Source organism: Streptomyces panacea (genome assembly GCF_040560175.1).
Taxonomy (GTDB): Bacteria; Actinomycetota; Actinomycetes; order Streptomycetales; family Streptomycetaceae; genus Streptomyces; species Streptomyces panacea.
This window is the reverse complement of record NZ_JARJHW010000140.1, coordinates 1-19434: the sequence shown is the minus strand read 5'-3', so window position 1 is coordinate 19434 and position 19434 is coordinate 1. Positions and strand designations below refer to the sequence as shown.

The 19434-nt window shown below is 70.1% G+C and carries 19 protein-coding genes and 3 tRNA genes; 12 read left to right on the top strand and 10 right to left on the bottom strand.

The genetic code is table 11. The annotated features are described in order from the left end of the window. The first annotated feature begins 90 nt into the window (after positions 1–90). The gene (locus P3L51_RS26535) at positions 91–990 is read left to right on the top strand and encodes a phosphoribosylaminoimidazolesuccinocarboxamide synthase (RefSeq protein ID WP_354607815.1); all 900 of its coding nucleotides are present in this window, start codon (positions 91–93) and stop codon (positions 988–990) included. Between the two features lie 66 nt (positions 991–1056). On the opposite strand, the gene P3L51_RS26530 is transcribed toward P3L51_RS26535, so the two are convergent. The 8 genes from P3L51_RS26530 to P3L51_RS26495 form a co-directional block, all read right to left on the bottom strand. Continuing rightward, a tRNA-Gly gene (locus P3L51_RS26530) sits at positions 1057–1129 on the bottom strand. Between the two features lie 22 nt (positions 1130–1151). Further along, positions 1152–1796, bottom strand: coding sequence for a response regulator (locus tag P3L51_RS26525; RefSeq protein ID WP_354607816.1), 645 nt, complete (start codon positions 1794–1796; stop codon positions 1152–1154). Between the two features lie 5 nt (positions 1797–1801). Next, complete coding sequence (locus P3L51_RS26520) at positions 1802–3403, bottom strand: histidine kinase (protein WP_354607814.1); 1602 nt, start codon at positions 3401–3403, stop codon at positions 1802–1804. Continuing rightward, positions 3376–4188, bottom strand: a complete 813-nt coding sequence (locus P3L51_RS26515) for an ABC transporter permease (RefSeq protein WP_354607813.1) — start codon at positions 4186–4188, stop codon at positions 3376–3378. Before P3L51_RS26515 ends, P3L51_RS26520 begins: the two co-directional genes overlap by 28 nt. Beyond that, a complete protein-coding gene (locus P3L51_RS26510) occupies positions 4185–5252 on the bottom strand; it encodes an ABC transporter ATP-binding protein (protein WP_354607812.1) in 1068 nt (355 codons plus the stop codon). The genes P3L51_RS26515 and P3L51_RS26510 overlap by 4 nt, the downstream gene beginning before the upstream one ends. 137 nt (positions 5253–5389) lie before the next feature. Then, positions 5390–5462, bottom strand: a tRNA-Gly gene (locus P3L51_RS26505). Positions 5463–5503: 41 nt separating this feature from the next. Then, a tRNA-Gly gene (locus tag P3L51_RS26500) sits at positions 5504–5575 on the bottom strand. A gap of 129 nt (positions 5576–5704) precedes the next feature. After that, positions 5705–6031 carry a histone-like nucleoid-structuring protein Lsr2 gene (locus tag P3L51_RS26495; protein ID WP_171908496.1) on the bottom strand — a complete coding sequence of 109 codons (327 nt, stop codon included), beginning with the start codon at positions 6029–6031 and terminating at the stop codon, positions 5705–5707. 398 nt (positions 6032–6429) lie between these two features. Between P3L51_RS26495 and purS the strand changes: the two genes are divergently transcribed. The 9 genes from purS (at position 6430) to purM (ending at position 15752) form a co-directional block, all read left to right on the top strand. After that, the gene (gene purS / locus P3L51_RS26490) at positions 6430–6675 is read left to right on the top strand and encodes a phosphoribosylformylglycinamidine synthase subunit PurS (protein WP_031230836.1); all 246 of its coding nucleotides are present in this window, start codon (positions 6430–6432) and stop codon (positions 6673–6675) included. After that, positions 6672–7352: a phosphoribosylformylglycinamidine synthase subunit PurQ gene (purQ, locus tag P3L51_RS26485; protein ID WP_354607811.1), complete on the top strand. Its 681-nt coding sequence runs from the start codon at positions 6672–6674 to the stop codon at positions 7350–7352. Before purS ends, purQ begins: the two co-directional genes overlap by 4 nt. Continuing rightward, positions 7352–9610: a phosphoribosylformylglycinamidine synthase subunit PurL gene (gene purL / locus P3L51_RS26480; protein ID WP_354607810.1), complete on the top strand. Its 2259-nt coding sequence runs from the start codon at positions 7352–7354 to the stop codon at positions 9608–9610. The genes purQ and purL overlap by 1 nt, the downstream gene beginning before the upstream one ends. Before the next feature lie 133 nt (positions 9611–9743). Then, positions 9744–10268, top strand: coding sequence for an ArsR/SmtB family transcription factor (locus P3L51_RS26475; RefSeq protein ID WP_354607809.1), 525 nt, complete (start codon positions 9744–9746; stop codon positions 10266–10268). 30 nt (positions 10269–10298) lie between these two features. Further along, complete coding sequence (locus P3L51_RS26470; RefSeq protein WP_354607808.1) at positions 10299–11141, top strand: M23 family metallopeptidase; 843 nt, start codon at positions 10299–10301, stop codon at positions 11139–11141. 10 nt (positions 11142–11151) lie between these two features. After that, positions 11152–11946, top strand: coding sequence for a maleylpyruvate isomerase family mycothiol-dependent enzyme (locus P3L51_RS26465; RefSeq protein WP_354607807.1), 795 nt, complete (start codon positions 11152–11154; stop codon positions 11944–11946). Between the two features lie 86 nt (positions 11947–12032). Continuing rightward, complete coding sequence (locus P3L51_RS26460) at positions 12033–12857, top strand: META domain-containing protein (protein WP_354607806.1); 825 nt, start codon at positions 12033–12035, stop codon at positions 12855–12857. Between the two features lie 144 nt (positions 12858–13001). Further along, positions 13002–14519 carry an amidophosphoribosyltransferase gene (gene purF, locus P3L51_RS26455; RefSeq protein WP_354607805.1) on the top strand — a complete coding sequence of 506 codons (1518 nt, stop codon included), beginning with the start codon at positions 13002–13004 and terminating at the stop codon, positions 14517–14519. A 156-nt stretch (positions 14520–14675) separates the two neighbouring features. Continuing rightward, positions 14676–15752 carry a phosphoribosylformylglycinamidine cyclo-ligase gene (purM, locus tag P3L51_RS26450; protein ID WP_354607804.1) on the top strand — a complete coding sequence of 359 codons (1077 nt, stop codon included), beginning with the start codon at positions 14676–14678 and terminating at the stop codon, positions 15750–15752. Between the two features lie 95 nt (positions 15753–15847). On the opposite strand, the gene P3L51_RS26445 is transcribed toward purM, so the two are convergent. Both P3L51_RS26445 and P3L51_RS26440 read right to left on the bottom strand, forming a co-directional pair. Next, entirely contained in the window at positions 15848–16096 is a 249-nt protein-coding gene (locus P3L51_RS26445; RefSeq protein WP_189111161.1) for a DUF3073 domain-containing protein, read from the bottom strand. Between the two features lie 300 nt (positions 16097–16396). Next, complete coding sequence (locus tag P3L51_RS26440) at positions 16397–17506, bottom strand: Leu/Phe/Val dehydrogenase (RefSeq protein ID WP_354607803.1); 1110 nt, start codon at positions 17504–17506, stop codon at positions 16397–16399. A 153-nt stretch (positions 17507–17659) separates the two neighbouring features. On the opposite strand from P3L51_RS26440, the gene P3L51_RS26435 reads away from it, so the two are divergent. Continuing rightward, on the top strand, positions 17660–18508 hold the full coding sequence (locus tag P3L51_RS26435) for a DUF8083 family protein (protein WP_354607802.1): 849 nt from the start codon (positions 17660–17662) through the stop codon (positions 18506–18508). A 502-nt stretch (positions 18509–19010) separates the two neighbouring features. After that, positions 19011–19217, top strand: a complete 207-nt coding sequence (gene bldC / locus P3L51_RS26430) for a developmental transcriptional regulator BldC (protein WP_003949541.1) — start codon at positions 19011–19013, stop codon at positions 19215–19217. The last annotated feature ends 217 nt before the right edge of the window (positions 19218–19434 follow it).

The following is a 19434-nucleotide window of genomic DNA, read 5'->3' as shown; positions in this document are numbered from 1 at the left end:
GTGTATAAGAGACAGCCCCCACGCACGCCCGACTCCCCACATACGGGAGAATCGACAGCGGAAAGCACCCGCGGCGAGGAACGAGGAACCGTGTCCGGATTCGTAGAAAAGCCCGAGCCGCTTCAGGTCCCGGGCCTGGTGCATCTGCACACCGGCAAGGTGCGCGACCTGTACCGGAACGAGGCGGGCGATCTCGTGATGGTCGCCAGCGACCGCATCTCCGCGTACGACTGGGTCCTGCCCACCGAAATCCCCGACAAGGGGCGGGTGTTGACCCAGCTCTCGCTCTGGTGGTTCGACAAGCTCACCGATCTCGCGCCCAACCACGTCATCTCCGCCGACCTCCCCGACGGCGCCCCCGCCCACTGGGCCGGCCGCACCCTCATCTGCCAGTCCCTGCGGATGGCCCCGGTCGAGTGCGTCGCCCGCGGCTATCTCACCGGCTCCGGCCTCGCCGAGTACGAGCAGACCCGCACCGTCTGCGGACTCGCGCTCCCCGAGGGTCTGGTCGACGGCTCCGAGCTGCCGGCGCCGATCTTCACGCCCGCCACGAAGGCCGCGGTCGGCGACCACGACGAGAACGTGTCGTACGAGGAGGTCGCCCGCCAGGTCGGCGCGGAGACCGCCGCGCTGCTGCGCCGTACGACACTCGACGTCTACGGCCGGGCCCGTGACATCGCCCGCGACCGGGGCATCATCCTGGCCGACACGAAGTTCGAGTTCGGCTTCGACGCCGACGACCGGCTGGTGCTCGCCGACGAGGTGCTGACCCCGGACTCCTCGCGCTTCTGGCCGGCGGCGATCTGGGAGCCGGGTCACGCCCAGCCGTCGTACGACAAGCAGTACGTACGCGACTGGCTGACCTCGCCCGCGTCCGGCTGGGACCGCGCGAGCGAGCAGCCGCCGCCGGAGCTGCCGGGCGAGATCGTGGACGCGACGCGCGCCAAGTACCTGGAGGCGTACGAACTCCTCACCGGCACCCGCTGGTAACTCGTCACCCCCGGCGCGACAACGAAGAACCCCCGGCCGATGATCCGGCCGGGGGTTCTTGTGCTGAGCGGACGACCAGGTTCGAACTGGCGACCTCAACCTTGGCAAGGTTGCGCTCTACCAACTGAGCTACGTCCGCGTGCGCCGTGGCGCGCAGCCCACTATACCCAACCTCGCTCGCGCGCGAGACGCACCGCCGTGTGCCGGCTCGAAGCCCCCAGTTTGGACGCGGCCGACGACAGGTAGTTCCGCACGGTGCCTTGCGACAGCGAGGCCCACGCCGCGATGTCGGCGATCGGCGCCCCGTCGGCGGCCAGCTCCAGCACCTCGGCCTCGCGCGCGGTCAGCGGCGAGTCCCCGGCCGAGATCGCGTCGGCGGCCAACTCCGGGTCCACATGCCGGTTTCCGGCGTGCACGGTACGGATGATCTCGGCGAGCTGCCGGGCGCTGACGGTCTTCGGCACGAAGCCACGCACCCCCGCCGCCAGGGCCCGCTTGAGATGGCCCGGCCGCCCGTGGCTGGTGACGATCATCGTCCGGCAGCCGGGCAGTTGGCTGCGGATGGATGTGGCGACCTTCACACCGTCGGCGCCCGGCATCTGGAGATCGAGCACGGCGACGTCGGGGCGGTGCGCCAGGGCCATCGCCAGCGCCTCCGGCCCGGAGGCGGCCTCGGCGACGACCGTCAGGTCCTCCTCCAGCCCGAGGAGCGCGGCGAGCGCGCCCCGGATCAGATGCTCGTCGTCGGCGAGGAGGACGCGTACGACGGGGGCCGGGGACCCGACGGACTCCGGTACGGGGCTCACGTCGCTCACGCGGTCACCTCGTCGGACGTCCCCGGCGCCGACCCCGGCGCCGACACGGGCCCTGACCCCGACACCGGCGCCGACACGGGCCCCGACCCAGACCCCGGGACGTCCACGGGCGTCGCGGGCGGGCCGGGCCGTACGGGCGACGCCGGCAGCGGCACCCGGGCCGTGAGCCGGAAGCGCGCACCGGCCACCGGGCCCGCGTCGAGCGTGCCGCCCAGCGTGGCCAGCCTCTCCCGCAGCCCGGCGAGGCCGGCCCCAGCCGTCCTGGGCGTACCCGCCGCGCCCGCCCGGCCCAGGACGCCCTGTTCGGGCAGTCCGTCGTTCTCCATGACCAGCACCGCGTCGCACCCTTCCCGTACCGTCAGCCGCACCGTGCAGTGCCGCGCGTCCCCGTGCCGCAGCACGTTCGTGGCGGCCTCCCGTACCACCCACCCGAGGGCCGACTGCACGTCGGAGGCCAGAACCGGAGCCAACCCACCGGCACCACCGGCACCGGCACCCGCACCGACCGCGCCCACCCCGTCCAGATCCAGCCGGAACCTGATCCCGGCGGCCTTCAACACACCCCGCGCGCCTTCCAGTTCGGTGTGCAGGTCCACCTCCCGATACCCGCGTACGACCGCCCGCACCTCCCGCTGCGACTCCTGCGCGATCCGCTGCACCTCGGCCATCTGCTCGGCGGCCTGCTCCGTACCCCCGCGCCGGGCCAGCTGTTCGGCGAGTTCGCTCTTGAGCGCGATCACCGCCAGGTTGCGGCCCATGACGTCGTGCATGTCCCGGCCGAAGCGCAGCCGCTCCTCGGCGACGGCGAGCCGGGCCTGGAGTTCACGGGCGCTGTCCAGCTCCCACACGGACCTGAGCAGCCAGACCGAGAATCCGGTGGTGAAGGCCAGGAACAGCCCCGCGAGCACCACCCCGATCACACAGCCGAGGACGGCGCCCGACGACAGGCCGAGCGCCAGGCCGGCCAGCGCCACGAACACCGTGGTGGCCAGCACGGCCAGCAGCATGCTCCGCACCCGGCGGACGCCGATGACCAGCGACCCGATGCCGAAGCCGGCGAAGGTGACCAGCAGCGAGGCGATCGACGTGGCGCCCTCCACGTTCTTCGGGTCCGCGGGGTACACGGCGAGGGAGGCCACACAGCCGACGGCGGTGACCACGGCCGTGGCGACCATGAGCCGGACCGGCCGGGCCCGCCTGCCGAGCGCCCAGGTCAGGGCGTACGAGCTGGTGGTGGCGGTCACGATCGCGTGGGCGCAGATCAGCAGCAGGAACCAGCCGCCGACCGGGGAGGCGGTGCGCGCGCCGGCCACCAGTCCGATGACGCCCACCTCGACCACCGCGAAGGAGTGGAAGGACCAGCGGGTGTAGATCTCGACCTTCGCCGGATTGCTCTTCCCGGTCCACGCGCCCGTCGTTCCGCGCACCCTCGCCATGTCGTCCCTCCCGCGCTCGTCGCCCCGTGTCCGGGCCTTGCCGGCCGCCGTCCCCGGCCGCCGTCCCTGATCGGCGCCGCCGCCGTCCGTCGTCAGCGCCGCCGCTGTTCGTCGTCGGCGCCCGCCGTCCTTCGTCAGCGCCGCGGCTCCCAGCGGAACCACAGCTTCACAGCAAACACCGACAGTACGATCCAGGCCAGGGCATTGAGTCCCGCGGTGAGCAGGTCCCCACCCGAGGCGCCGCCCAGCCAGCCGACCCGCACCAGGGTCACGACCCCGGTCATCGGCAGCAGCTCGCAGACCGAGGCGATCTTGTCCGGCAGCGTCTCCAGCGGTACGAACAGGCCCGATCCCAGCGATGAGATCAGGAGCATCGGCAGGGTGCTGATCTGAGCGCTCTCCACGGTACGGGTGAATCCCGCCGAGGCGGCGGCCAGCGCCGCCATCAGCCCGGTGCCCGCCAGCACACCCAGGACCAGCAGCTCGGGCCGCTGCGGAGCGCTGATGTCCAGGAGGGCGACCCCGGCGAGGACCAGCACGACACACTGCGCGAGCGCCAGCGCGGCGGCGGGCAGCGCGGTCCCGGTCAGGATCTCCGAGTCGGACACCTCGCCCGTACGGAGCCGCTTGAGCACCAGCTCCTCGCGCCGGGCCGTGTAGGCGGAGGTGAGGTTCATGTAGACCACCAGGAGCAGCACCATGCCGATGCCGCCCGTCATGGCGACCTCCATGACGCTCAGCCCGGTGGCGCCCAGATCGACGTTCTGCAGCGAGGCCTTGGTGGAGAGGATCAGCCCGAGCGGCATGAACAGGGCCATGAAGAGCATGGTCCTGTTCCGTACGAGCAGTGTCAGCTCGGCCCGGCCGAGCGCGGCCAGCCGTCCCGCCCTGGTCGAGGTGGAACCCTCGGCGGCCGTCTCCTGATGCTGTGCGATGACCGTGCTCATGCCGCGCCCGCCTCTCCCGTGTTGTTGCCCGTGCCCGTGCCCGTGCCCGTGCCCGTGCCCGCGCCCGCGCCCGCGCCCGTGCCCGTGCCCGTGCCCGTGCCCGCGCCGGGGGCCGTGTCCCCCGCGCGCTGTGCCGCGATGTCCAGGAACGCCTCTTCGAGCGAGGCCGCACGGGCGTCGAGCTTCTCCAGATGTACGCCGAACTCGTCGGCCCAGCGCAGCAGTTCGGCGAGGTCCCGCTGGAGCTCCCGGGTGCGGATCTCGATCTGCCGGCCGTCCGCCGCGGCCATCAGCGTGAGCGGCAGCTGCCCCGGCTCCATTCCCGCGGGCAGCTTGAACCGGATCCGGGCCGGCCTGGTCGCCGTCACCTCCGACGGCGTCCCCGACACCACGATGCGGCCTCCGTGCATGATCGCCAGCCGGTCCGCGAGATCCTCGGCCTCCTCCAGATAGTGCGTGGTCAGCAGGACGGTGGTGCCGCCGTCGCGCAGCGCCCGCACCAGCTCCCAGGTGCCCCGCCGCCCCTCGGCGTCCAGGCCGGTCGTCGGCTCGTCGAGGAAGAGCACCTCGGGCCGCCCGAGCAGGGCCAGCGCCAGGTCCAGGCGCCGCTTCTCACCGCCGGACAGCTGCTTGACCCGCACGTCGGCGCGCTTGCCCATCCCCACGAGCTCCAGCGCCTCGCCGGTGGGCCGCGCCCGGCTCGTGCAGCCCGCCCACATCCGTACGGTCTCCTTGACCGTCAGATCGCTGGGAAAGCCGCCTTCCTGGAGCATCACCCCGGTCCGGGGCCGCACGTGCGCCCTGTCGGTGTACGGGTCCCGTCCGAGCACCCGCACCGTCCCGCCGCTGGGGCGGGCGAGGCCCTCCAGCATCTCGACGGTGGACGTCTTGCCCGCGCCGTTCGTACCGAGCAGGGCGAACAGCTCGCCCTCCCCGACGCCGAACGAGATCTCGTTCACCGCCTGGAACCCTCCGGCATAGGTGCGCCGGAGCCGCTCCACCTCGATGACGTTCCTGTCCACATCCGTGGCACTCGCGCCGTGGTCTCCCAGAGTTCGTGTCATGGGTTCAAGGCTTCCGCCGGACCGGGCCCGGGAGCAGTGCGCGCTGTCACCAGTGCTCATGACAAATGTCATCGGGGAGGCGGGAGGGTGCGGGCACGACGAAGGCCCCGGTCGAATGACCGGGGCCTTCGTTACGGAGCGGACGACCAGGTTCGAACTGGCGACCTCAACCTTGGCAAGGTTGCGCTCTACCAACTGAGCTACGTCCGCAGTGCATCGTTCACCAAAAACAAGGCTTCGATGTGATGCAGAGCGGGTGACAGGAATCGCACACTGCGCCTCCCCCTTGGAAAGGGGGCGTTCTACTACTGAACTACACCCGCACGCTGCGTGAGGTTCGGCTTTTCGGCCTTGCCCTTCGGCGTGCTCCAGACTCTAGCCGATGGCTGGGGGTGCTGTGCAACTCCGATCCCCGGCGAGCCCGGCCGGACGCCCCGGGACCGGACGGTCCCTCAACTGGCCTCGCGGAACGCCTCGTAGACCCGCTTGGGGATCCGGCCGCGGGCCGGCACCTCCATCCGGTGCGAGAGCGCCCACGCGCGTACGGCCGCCGGGTCGGGCGCGAGGGCCGTGTGCCGGTACGACTTACGGTTTTTTCCGGCGTGGGTCTGCCGACGGCCCGCCTCCAGGTACGGGGCCAGGGCCTTGCGCAGTTTCTTGGCATTGGCGGGATTGAGGTCGATCTCGTACGACTTCCCGTCGAGGCCGAACGAGACCGTTTCCGCCGCTTCTCCGCCGCTGATGTCGTCGGAGAGCGTGACCACTACGCGCTGCGCCACGGATATCGGTCCTTTCATGCGGCACCCGCCTCGTCCGGCCATGCCTCTGAAACACGGCTGACGTGCGGCGATACCGGCCTTCCGGCTGTTTAGGGGCAATGCGACTTTGTACTGTATTCCTTTGTACAGCGAACCGCCTCGTATTGTGAAGCCCAGCCAATTGCATCAGCGTGTCCGACGGCAATGGCGGGGGCGATTTTTTTCCTGGATTTTTCCGTGTCGTCTCACGGTGCGATATCGACGGAGATCGGTGGAGAGTCCGGCACTGTGTGGATATCTACTCGCGTAGATTTTGTGTACGGGTACGCTGAAGGCACTCGGGGGGTCGGGGGATTCCCCGGTCAGAACCACAGCCGCAGACAGCTGCACACAGCCGCACCACACCACCGGGAGTGCCAGTGGCACGCGTCGTAGTCGACGTCATGCTCAAGCCGGAGATCCTCGACCCGCAAGGACAAGCAGTGCAGCGCGCACTGCCCCGGCTGGGTTTCGACGGGATCGCGGACGTCCGCCAGGGAAAGCGTTTCGAGCTGGAGGTGCAGGGCCCGGTCGACGAGGCCGCCCTCGCCCGCATCCATGAGATGGCCGAGACGTTCCTCGCCAACACCGTCATCGAGGACTTCGTCGTAAAGGTGGAGTCGTGACCACTCGTATCGGAGTCGTCACTTTCCCCGGCACACTCGACGACCGCGACAGTCTTCGCGCCGTCAGGATCGCCGGAGCGGAGCCCGTCTCGCTCTGGCACCGCGACAAGGACATCAAGCAGGTCGACGCCGTCGTCCTGGCGGGTGGATTCAGCTACGGCGACTATCTGCGCGCCGGCGCCATTTCCCGATTCTCGCCGGTGATGGAGACGGTCATCGAGCAGGCGAAGGGCGGCATGCCGGTCCTGGGGATCTGCAACGGCTTCCAGATCCTGACCGAATCCCATCTGCTGCCGGGCGCGATGCTGCGCAACAACCATCTGCACTTCATCTGCCGCGACCAGAAGCTGCGGGTGGAGAACGCGGAGACCGCGTGGACCGCCGACTACGAGGCGGGCGGGACCATCTCCGTACCGCTGAAGAACATCGACGGACGGTACGTGGCCGCCGAGACGGTCCTGGACGAGCTGGAGGCCGAGGGCCGCGTCGCCTTCCGCTATCTGGACGGCAACCCGAACGGCTCGCTCCGCGACATCGCGGGCATCACCAACGCGGCGGGCAACGTCGTCGGCCTGATGCCGCACCCCGAGCACGCCGTGGAACCGCTGATCGGTACGGGCCGTACCGACGGGCTCGGGTTCTTCACCTCGATCCTGAAGAAGCTGGTAAGCGCCTGATGACGATCAAGAACCTGGACACCGTCAAGAACGCGACGGGGACGCCCGACGTCGACCAGCCCTGGAAGGAACTCGGCCTCAAGGAGGACGAGTACATCCGGATCCGCGAGATCCTGGAGCGCCGGCCGACCGGCGCCGAGCTGGCCATGTACTCCGTGATGTGGTCCGAGCACTGCTCGTACAAGAGCAGCAAGGTGCACCTCAAGCAGTTCGGCGACAAGGCCCCCGCCAACGACGCGATGCTGGTCGGCATCGGTGAGAACGCGGGCGTCGTGGACGTCGGCCAGGGGTACGCGGTCACCTTCAAGGTCGAGTCGCACAACCACCCCTCGTACATCGAGCCCTACCAGGGCGCGGCCACCGGCGTCGGCGGCATCGTCCGCGACATCCTCGCCATGGGCGCCCGCCCGGTCGCCGTCGTGGACCCGCTGCGCTTCGGCGCGGCAGACCATCCCGACACCCGGCGCGTACTGCCCGGGGTCGTCGCCGGCATCGGCGGGTACGGCAACTGTCTGGGCCTGCCGAACATCGGCGGCGAGGTCGTCTTCGACTCCTGCTACCAGGGCAATCCGCTGGTCAACGCGGGCTGCATCGGCGTGATGAGGCACGAGGACATCCACCTCGCGCAGGCGTCGGGCCCCGGCAACAAGGTGATCCTTTACGGCGCCCGGACCGGCGGCGACGGCATCGGCGGCGTCTCGGTGCTGGCGTCCGAGACCTTCGAATCGACCGGGCCCGCGAAGCGCCCGGCGGTCCAGGTGGGCGACCCGTTCCAGGAGAAGCTCCTCATCGAGTGCACCCTGGAGATCTTCGCCGAGAAGCTGGTCGCCGGTATCCAGGACCTCGGCGGCGCCGGGCTGTCCTGCGCGACGAGCGAGCTGGCGTCGGCCGGCTCCGGCGGTATGCGGGTCGAGCTGGACACCGTCCCGCTGCGTGACTCCTCCCTCTCGCCCGAGGAAATCCTCATGAGCGAGTCGCAGGAACGCATGTGCGCGGTCGTCGAGCCCGACAAGGTCGACCGGTTCATGGAGATCTGCGAGAAGTGGGACGTCATCGCGACCGTCATCGGTGAGGTCACCGAGGGCACCCGCCTGGAGATCTTCTGGCACGGCGAGCAGATCGTGGACGTCCCGCCGCGCTCCGTGGCGCACGACGGCCCGGTCTACCACCGTCCGTACGCCCGTCCCGACTGGCAGGACGCGCTCCAGGCCGACGACGCCAACAAGCTTGCCCGGCCCGCGAGTCCGGCCGAACTGCGCGAGCAGGTGCTGCGGCTGGTCGGCTCGCCGAACCAGGCGTCGAAGGCGTGGATCACCGACCAGTACGACCGCTTCGTGCAGGGCAACACCGTGCTCGCCCAGCCCGAGGACGCGGGCATGGTCCGGATCGACGAGTCGACCAACCTCGGTGTGGCGATGGCGACGGACGGCAACGGCCGGTTCGCCAAGCTCGACCCGTACGCGGGCGCGCAGCTCGCGCTGGCGGAGGCGTACCGCAACGTCGCCGCCTCCGGTGCCAAGCCGCTCGCCATCTCGGACTGCCTGAACTTCGGTTCGCCCGAGGACCCGGCCGTCATGTGGCAGTTCGCCGAGGCCACGCGCGGTCTCGCGGACGGCTGCCTCCAGCTGGGCACCCCGGTCACCGGCGGCAACGTCTCGCTCTACAACCAGACCGGCGAGACGGCGATCCACCCGACGCCGGTCGTGGCCGTGCTCGGTGTGATCGACGACGTCACGCGCCGTACGCCGATCGCCTTCGGGGAAGAGGGCCAGCTCCTCTACCTGCTCGGCGACACCAGCGAGGAGTTCGGCGGCTCGGCCTGGTCGCAGGTGATCCACGACCACCTGGGCGGACTGCCGCCGAAGGTGGACCTGGACCGGGAGAAGCTGCTCGGCGAGATCCTGATCTCGGGATCGCGCGACGGCATGATCGACGCGGCGCACGACCTGAGCGACGGCGGTCTGATCCAGGCCGTCACCGAGTCGTGCCTGCGGGGCGGCAAGGGCGCGCGGCTGGTCGTGCCGGACGGGCTCGACGCGTTCACCGCGCTGTTCAGCGAGTCGGCCGGGCGCGCGGTGGTGGCCGTACCGCGCAGCGAGGAGCTGCGCTTCACCGACATGTGCGGGGCGCGTGGGCTGCCCGCGACGCGGATCGGTGTGGTGGACGGTGAAGAGGTCGAGGTCCAGGGCGAGTTCAGCATCCCGCTGAGCGAGCTGCGGGCGGCGCACGAGGGAACGATCGAGGCACTGCTGGCCTGAGGCCGGCTCGGCCCGGGACACGACGAAGCCCCTGTCAGGTTCACACGAACCGGACAGGGGCTTCGTCGTGCCCGCCGTGCCCGCGCATGGAAAAGGGCTTGCGATCGATTACGTAATTACGTAACTTCAAGCCATGGAGCTTGAGGAACGTGTCGCCGAGCTGGAACGCCGGCTCGCGGCGCTGGAGCACACCGGCCCGCAGTCGCCACCCCGGCCGCTACGGGGGGAGCGGCCGGGGCCGACGGCGGACGACGCCCTGCGACCGCTCCAGCACCTGGAGGAGCAGCTCGCGGAGGTGCCCGGCGGCGGCGTGACGTACACGGGCTCGGTACGGCTGCCGACCGAGCAGCGCTACCGGTGGCAGTTCACCGAGCTGACCGACCAGGTGCTCGACGCCGACTGGTCGGTGACCGCCGACTGCTTCGCGGCGCTCGGGCACGCCGTACGGCTCCGGCTGCTGCGCGAGATCCTCGGCGGCCTGCGCACCGCCGCCGAGCTGACCGAGCTGGACGACATGGGCACCACCGGCCAGATCTACCACCACCTGCGCCAGCTGACCGGCGCGGGCTGGCTCCAGACGACGGGGCGCGGACGGTACGAGGTACCGGCCGCTCGCGTCGTACCGCTGCTGGTGATGCTGTCCGCCGCCAGGAACTGAAACCACCCACGAACCGAGGTGACACGCACCATGTCCGTCCGGAAGCTCGCCATGATCCTGGCCCGCTGCTGCCTGCTGCTCGTCGTCGTCCTGGTCCTGGGCATGATCTTCGCCGGCTGGGACCCGCACCCCCTGCTGGTACTCCCCGCGGCCGTGGCCCCCGTCGCGGTGTTCGTGATCCAGGGGCGGCGCACCGCCGCCGCGCTGAGGCGGACCGCCGCGCGCGCCCCCGTGGAGACGCGGGCACCGGTGTCGGGGCGCTGGACCGCGCACAACAGCCCGGCGGACAAGGTGCCCAGCCACGGCCTCCACGGCTACGGCCAGACGTACGCCATCGACATCCTGGTCGCCCCCGACCCCGACACCCGTCCGCCGTTCGCGAAGCTGTGGCCGCTCGCGCGCGGGAACGCGCGCTATCCGGCCTTCGGTGCCCCCGTGCTGGCCGTGGCCGACGCGACGGTGGTCCGGGTCCTGGACGGGCGGCGCGACCATCTGACCCGCACCTCGATCCCGGCGCTCGCCTGGATGATGCTGATCGAAGGGTCGGTGCGGGAGGCCGCGGGCCCCTCCTGGATCGTCGGCAACCACATCGTCCTGGACCTCGGCGACGGCACGTACGCCATGTACGCGCATCTCAAGCAGGGCTCGGTGACCGTCGCCGCGGGCCGGACGGTGCGCGCGGGGCAGCCGATCGCCGCGTGCGGCAACACCGGCAACTCCACCGAGCCGCACCTCCACTTCCAGCTGATGGACGGCCCCGACCTGGACACCGCGCGCGGCATCCCCTTCACCTGGCGCGGCGTGGGCGTTCCGGCCAACGGCGAATCGTTCACCCCTCAGAACGAGCCGTCACCGGCGCCGGGCCTCGATTAGCCTCCCGTCCATGCCACCGGCCAAGAAGCGCAAGCAGCGCGGTTACGACTCCGACAAGACCCGTACCGCCGTCCTCACCCAGTTCGCGCACGTGCGCGATGCGGTCCTCACCCTCACCCCCGAGCAGCTCGCCCGGCCCGCCGGCCTCGGCGACTGGACGGTGCGCGAGCTGACCGCGCATCTGTGCATGGGCGTCGAGACCGTCAGCCGCGCGCTGGAGCGGCCCGCGCCGCCCGTCGCGGAGGTGGGCCTGCCCGAGTGGGCGTTCGCGACGGCCGCGCAGGCCGCCCCGATCTCGGACGACGTCAAGGCGTACGCGGCCTCCGCCGGGCCCGCCGAACTGTTCGAGCGCACGGCCGGCCGGATCACCGCGCTGCTGCCGGACGCGCCGGCCGACCGGCTGATCGCCGTCCGGGTCGGGGCCATGCGCCTCGGCGACTTCCTGGTCACCCGCACCGTGGAACTCACCGTCCACACCGACGACCTGAACCGCGCGGCCGGACTCGACATCCCCTTCGACCGCCAGGCCCTCGCCGCCTGCACGCGGCTGCTCGCCGACGCGCTCGCGGTGAAGGCGCCGGGAGCCTCGACGGAGGTGCGGATCCCGCCGTACGCCGTCGTGCAGTGCGTGGAGGGGCCCCGGCACACCCGCGGCACCCCGCCGAACGTCGTCGAGACGGACCCGCTCACCTGGCTGCGGCTCGCCACGGGGCGTACGGCATGGTCCGAGGCCCTGGCATCCGCCCAGGTCAGCGCCAGCGGCGAACGCGCGGATCTCGGTGCCCTGCTGCCGGTCATGAGCTGAGCGACGCCCGCCGCGCGCCCCTGCCCGGCGATCGCACGGAACCGGACCCGGGTGTGTCTCGTCCCACCGGTATGCGGAAACAGTCAGTGACCACCGTCACCGCCCTCACGACCCTGACCCTCCTCGCCCTCGCCGGCTGCGGCACCGAGACCGGCAGAGAGTCCGACGGGGCGGCCGAGGCCGGCAGCGCGGTGCGGACCGACCTGCCCCTGACCGACGTGCGCTGGAGCATCGAGAGCCTCAGCGTCGACGGCAAGAAGACCGCGGCGCCCGCCGGGGCCTCGGTGGAGATCGACTCCAAGGGCAAGGCCAGCGCCCAGACGGGGTGCAACTCCATCGGCGCACAGGTCACCATCGACGGCGACACGATCACTGTCGGTGAGAAGTCCCAGACGATGATGGGCTGCCCGAAGGAGCTCGAAGCCTTCGAGAAGGCGCTCGGCGGCGCCTTCGGCGGCAAGCTCAAGGCCAAGGTCGACGAAAAGAAGCTCACCCTCACCACGGACGGGGGCGACTCCATCGCACTGACCGCCGAGAAGCCGGCGCCGCTCGTGGGCACCGGTTGGGCCGTCACCTCCCTCGTCTCCGACGGGACGGCTCGCTCGCTGCCCAAGGACAAGAAGGGCGAGAGCCCGAAGGCGACGCTGACCTTCGCCAAGGACGGGACCGTGAGCGGCAATCTCGGCTGCAACGGGTTCTCGGCGTCCGCGAAGGTCGCGGGCTCCACGATCACCTTCGGGCCCGTGCGGGCCACCAGGAGGGTCTGCCCGGAGCCGGGAATGTCCGTGGAGCGGGAGCTGATGGAGTTCCTGAAGGGCCGGGTGACGTATGAGGTGCACCACCGTGAGCTGACCCTGAGGACCGCCGACGGCGAAGGTCTCAGCGCCGGCGCGGGGGCTCCCGGGAAGTAGCGGCTGCACGGTTCTCCCTGGTGGGCGGGGGCCTGTCCGAGTGGGCCGGTGGCGACACGCCGCCGGCCCACTTCGCCGTCCACCTGACGGCCCACTTCCGTACCGCATTCGGACCAGCGGTCGATCTCGCCTACACTCGGAACCGTGCCTCGTGGTGATGGACGACTCAACCACGACCTGCTCCCCGGCGAGAAGGGCCCTCAGGACGCTTGCGGCGTCTTCGGAGTCTGGGCCCCCGGTGAAGAGGTCGCCAAGCTCACCTACTTCGGACTGTATGCACTGCAACACCGCGGACAGGAGTCCGCGGGCATCGCAGTGAGCAACGGCTCCCAGATTCTTGTCTTCAAGGACATGGGCCTTGTCTCACAGGTCTTCGACGAAACTTCCCTCGGCTCCCTCCAAGGTCATATCGCCGTGGGTCACGCCCGCTACTCCACCACCGGAGCCTCGGTGTGGGAGAACGCGCAGCCGACCTTCAGAGCCACCGCTCACGGCTCCATCGCGCTCGGCCACAACGGCAATCTGGTCAACACGGCCGAGCTCGCCGGAATGGTCGCCGACCTCCCCAAGGAGAACGGCCGCACGACCCGCGTCGCCGCCACCAACGACACCGATCTGATCACGGCGCTCCTTGCCGGACAGACGGACGACGACGGCAAGCCCCTCACCGTCGAACAGGCCGCACCGCAGGTTCTGCGGCGCGCCAAGGGCGCCTTCTCGCTCGTCTTCATGGACGAGCACACCCTGTACGCGGCCCGTGACCCGCAGGGCATCCGCCCGCTGGTCCTCGGCCGGCTCGAACGCGGCTGGGTCGTGGCCTCCGAGAGCGCGGCTCTCGACATCTGCGGCGCCTCCTTCGTCCGTGAGGTCGAGCCCGGCGAGCTGATCGCCATCGACGAGAACGGCCTGCGCACCTCCCGCTTCGCTGAAGCGAAGCCCAAGGGCTGTGTCTTCGAGTACGTGTATCTGGCTCGCCCCGACACCGACATCGCCGGGCGGAACGTCTACCTCTCGCGCGTGGAGATGGGTCGGAAACTGGCCAGGGAAGCGCCCGTCGAGGCCGATCTCGTCATAGCGACGCCGGAGTCCGGCACCCCCGCCGCGATCGGTTACGCGGAGGCGAGCGGCATTCCGTACGGCTCCGGACTGGTCAAGAACGCGTATGTCGGCCGGACCTTCATCCAGCCCTCACAGACCATTCGCCAACTGGGCATCCGTCTCAAGCTGAATCCTCTTAAAGAGGTCATCAGGGGCAAGCGCCTGGTGGTCGTCGACGACTCGATCGTCCGCGGCAACACCCAGCGCGCCCTGGTCAAGATGCTCCGCGAGGCCGGCGCCGCCGAGATCCACATCCGGATCTCGTCCCCGCCGGTGAAGTGGCCGTGCTTCTTCGGCATCGATTTCGCCACCCGCGCGGAGCTGATCGCCAACGGCATGTCCATCGAGGAGATCGGGGCGTCACTGGGCGCCGACTCCCTCTCGTACATCTCCATCGACGGCATGATCGAGGCGACCACCATCGCCAAGCCGAACCTCTGCCGCGCCTGCTTCGACGGCGAGTACCCGATGGACCTGCCCGATCCGGAACTCCTCGGCAAGCAGCTGCTGGAGACCGAGCTGGCGGGCGGCGCCGATGCCGCCGACGCGCTCAGGCGGCCGTAACAGCGGCCGTGAGCGCCCGTGAACGTGCCCGTACGGCCCGCCGCGACCCTCCACACCGGTCGCGGCGGCCCGCAGCCGCGTCCCGGACCCACGGATCCGCGGGACCCACGGACCCCGAACCCAGCCCCCGCAGCACTCACACGAAAGCTCTCCGACATGCCAGCTGAATCCTCCGGTGCCTCCTACGCCGCCGCGGGCGTCGACATCGAGGCCGGCGACCGCGCCGTCGAGCTGATGAAGGAGTGGGTGAGGAAGACCCAGCGCCCCGAGACCGTCGGCGGTCTCGGCGGCTTCGCCGGACTCTTCGACGCCTCCGCGCTCAAGCGCTACGAGCGCCCGCTGCTCGCCTCGGCCACCGACGGCGTGGGTACGAAGGTCGATCTGGCCCGCAGGATGGGCGTCTACGACACGATCGGCCACGACCTCGTGGGCATGGTCGTCGACGACCTGGTGGTGTGCGGCGCCGAACCGCTGTTCATGACCGACTACATCTGCGTCGGCAAGGTGTTCCCCGAGCGGGTCGCCGCCATCGTCAAGGGCATCGCCGAGGGCTGTGTGCTGGCCGGCTGCGCGCTCGTCGGCGGCGAGACCGCCGAGCACCCCGGCCTCCTCGGCGAGGACGACTTCGACGTCGCCGGCGCCGGTACGGGCGTGGTCGAGGCCGACCGGCTGCTGGGCGCGGATCGTATCCGTACGGGTGACGTCGTGATCGCCATGGAGTCCTCCGGGCTTCACTCCAACGGGTACTCACTCGTCCGGCATGTCGTGTTCGACCGGCTCGGCTGGTCGCTGGAGCGCGAGGTCGCGGAGTTCGGCCGCACGCTCGGCGCGGAGCTGCTGGAGCCCACCAAGATCTACTCGCTGGACTGCCTGGCGCTGACCAGGACCACCGAGGTGCACGCTTTCAGCCACATCACCGGAGGCGGTCTTGCCAACAACCTGGCGCGGGTCGTCCCGGACCATCTGCACGCGACGGTGGACCGTTCGACCTGGGCGCCCGGCGCGGTCTTCGACCTGATCGGCTCGGCGGGCCAGGTGGAGCGCACGGAGCTGGAGAAGACGCTCAACATGGGCGTCGGCATGATCGCCGTCGTCCCCGAGGAATCCGTGGACACTGCGCTCACCACCCTCGCCGACCGGGGCGTGGGCGCCTGGGTGGCCGGCGGCATCGTGGACCGGCAGAGCGGCGGCTCTGTCACCGGCGCGGCGCTGACCGGGGACTATGCGAGCTAGCGATCCGGCGCCGAGGCGCCGGGGGCATGGTGAAACCCGGTCCGGGATGCCCGGACCGGGTCACATGGGTGATTTCTTTTTGAGGTGTACGTACGTCAAGCGCCGCGACGCTGTGACGACGGGCCGGACTCCTCGTCCTCTTCGTCGTCGTTGTACAGCTCCGCGTACTGTGCGTACGGGTCATCTTCCTCGTCGTCATCCTCGAACGGCTCAGCGTTCGGCGGTTGACTCGAAGGTGATGCGCCCAGCTCATTGGCCAGACGCGACAGGTCTGTCCCGCCGCTGTTGTACTTCAGCTGGCGGGCGACCTTTGTCTGCTTGGCCTTGGCCCGGCCGCGCCCCATGGCTCGACCCCCTCGGTGACGGGGCTCCACGGCCCCAGAGTCTTGACACGCGTTCATGTTTCAGAACGAGCTCTCCGCAGAGAGACCCGTCCTTAGGACTTCAACGGTACCTGCTTCCGCGGCCATACGGTACGCCGCCCGCATGACGCGCCTCGGCGCGGGACCGGCGACAACGGGTGTCCCCGCTGGTCAGCTGCGATATTAACCTCTTCTTGCGGGCGACCCGCCGACCGGGGGTGAGTCTCGTCTCCCCCCGGAGCCGCGCGGTGGCTCCGCGTCGGCGGATCGCCCCTCGGGACCTCAGCGGGAGCGGGCCTCCGAGATGCGCTGCTCGGCGATCCTGTCGGCCGCAGCGGCCGGCGGAATCCCGTCGGTCTTCGCACGTGCGAATATTGAAAGTGTCGTGTCGAAGATCTTCGCGGCCTTCCCCTTGCACCGCTCGAAGTCGAATCCGTGCAGCTCGTCGGCGACCTGGATCACGCCGCCCGCGTTCACCACGTAGTCCGGCGCGTAGAGGATGCCGCGGTCGGCGAGATCCTTCTCGACACCGGGGTGCGAGAGCTGGTTGTTGGCCGCCCCGCACACCACCTTCGCGGTCAGTACGGGCACGGAGTCGTCGTTCAGCGCGCCGCCCAGCGCGCACGGCGCGTAGATGTCCAGCCCCTCGGCGCGGATCAGCGCGTCGGTGTCGGCGGCCACGGTGACCTCGGGGTGGCGGTCGGTGATCCGGAGCACGGACTCGTCCCGTACGTCCGTGATCACGACGGACGCGCCGTCCTGGAGCAGATGCTCGACCAGATGGTGCCCGACCTTGCCGACGCCGGCGATACCGACCTTGCGGCCACGCAGCGACGGGTCGCCCCACAGGTGCTGGGCGCTCGCGCGCATCCCCTGGAAGACACCGAACGCGGTCAGTACGGAGGAGTCGCCGGCGCCGCCGTTCTCGGGCGAGCGGCCGGTCGTCCAGCGGCACTCGCGGGCCACGACGTCCATGTCCGCGACATACGTGCCGACGTCGCAGGCCGTGACGTACCGGCCACCGAGGGAGGCCACGAACCGGCCGTACGCCAGCAGCAGCTCGGTCCTCTGACCGGCTTCGATCTGCTCGGAATCACCGATGATCACGGCCTTGCCGCCGCCGTGGTCGAGACCGGCCATGGCGTTCTTGTACGACATTCCCCGCGACAGGTTCAGCGCGTCGGCGACCGCCTCCTGCTCGGAGGCGTACGGGTAGAAACGAGTGCCGCCCAGGGCGGGGCCCAGGGCGGTGGAGTGCAGTGCGATGACTGCCTTGAGCCCGCTGGCGCGGTCCTGGCAGAGCACGACCTGCTCGTGGCCACCCTGTTCGGAGTGGAACAGGGTGTTCAGTACATCGACGGTTGCGACAGGGGCTCCGGTCACATCGGTCACGGTGGTGACTCCCAAGTACGAAGCGGTGAGTAGCCCCTCCTGGGGGTGGGGAGGGACTGTTTGCGCATGAGGGTAAGTCCTACCGTGACGTAGATCCGACGCAGTGCCCAGGATCACCCTCCCGGGCGGTACGGGCATGGGACGATTCGCCCCATGCCAGCGGTGTCTTCACTCCTCGTCCCTTACGCCTCCTACCTGCGCGTGTACGAGCCGCTGGCGGCCTTCCCGGAGCCGGAGAGGAGCCACTGGGCGCGCTACGCCGCCCGGGACCGCAAGCCGACCGCACAGGACGAACTCCGGCGCTCCCTGGCCGACTTGCTGCCCACACCGCCCGTCCCGGTGCCCGTGCACGAGAGCGCCGACGCGTTCGTGACGGAGGTGGACGGTGTGGTGTGCGTCTGCCCGTGGCGCACCCGGCTGCGCGGCTGGCTGGCCCTGGAGTCGCTGGACGGCACCCTGCCGAAGCCGCTGCTCGACGCCGTACTGCCGTCGGTCGTACGCGAACAGGCGGCCGCGGACTTCGAACAGTGGCGCGAGCGCAATCCGGACGCCCGGCCGTGGATCAGGACGGCGGTCTGGCAGGTGCCGGTGCGCTGGTTCACGCTCTTCGCCGACGACGAGCGGGAGTACCGGGCGTACGAGGAGGAGGGCCCCACGGCGCCCGCCCTGCGCTACCGGACCCCGATGGTGCAGGCGCGGCGGCGGCTGGCCCGCGCGCTGAAGGCGCTGCGTGAGTCGGTCGACGAGGGTCCGCTGATCGAGGGCCTCATAGACGTAGGACGGTGGCTGGAGGAGTTCCATCCCCGCTCGCTGGTCGAGCTCGACTACGGCGGGCTGGTGCACGCCCTCACCGGACCGCAGCTCGCCGACGACCGCTCGGCGGCGGACGTGGCGGCCGGGATCGCCGCGCTGCGGGCCGGCGACGGCGAGGCGGCGGGCGAGGCGTACGAACGGCTGGCGGAGCGCTGGCGGGCGGTCAGGGACCGCCAGTTCGCCAACTGAGGGCGGAGCCGGCGGAGCGCGTGGACGGGGGCGTGGGGTCCGATGTCCCGCACCGGGGGACTTAGGCCCCGATCCGGGTTCTTTGCCTCAAGCGTGACGGACCGCACTAACGGGGCTCTTGCGCCCATCACCCACCCTCGTGTCAAAATAGGACAAGGAGTCCGGGGAGGGCTCCTTCCGTCCAAGTAAGGGCGGAATGCTCTGCATTGCGCTCTATGGGGGGTCTCGTGACTCCTGATTGCTCCTGTGACTGATCGTCACTGTGGCGTGACTGTCCGCTATGGCATGGTCCATCGGCTTCCGTCGTTGATGAACACCTGAGAGGGCAATTCCATCGGTTTGGCCGACGAGGCTGGACAGATGGTGTAGTTGTAGTGCCGAGGACAAGCCGTTCGTCCTATAACCGACTCGGCCCGCGTCCGCCATTTCGGGCAACGCGGGTCAAGGTGCAGAATTTAGAGGAAAGAACCGAGATGGTTCGGTTCTCCCGAGGAGGCCGCTCATGACCGCTCGCACCCCTGATGCCGAGCCGCTGCTGACCCCGGCTGAGGTTGCCACGATGTTCCGCGTGGACCCGAAGACGGTCACACGCTGGGCAAAGGCCGGCAAGCTCACGTCCATCCGCACGCTCGGTGGGCATCGCCGGTATCGCGAGGCAGAGGTCCGCGCACTGCTTGCGGGTATTCCGCAGCAGCGCAGCGAGGCCTGAAAAGCCCCGCCAGGGCACAGCTGACAACCAACCAACCCCAACCGGGCGCCCGGGTCCCCAATCCGGTCGTCCACCCGCATAGCTCCACATTGATCCACACAGCTTCACAACGCACCACACGACGGGCATCTGCCCCAACAGGGCCCACGCTCCCGCGATGCGGGGCAAGTCACTTTGATCGCGCTGGACTCCGCCGGGTCCAGCGCGATCTTTTTTG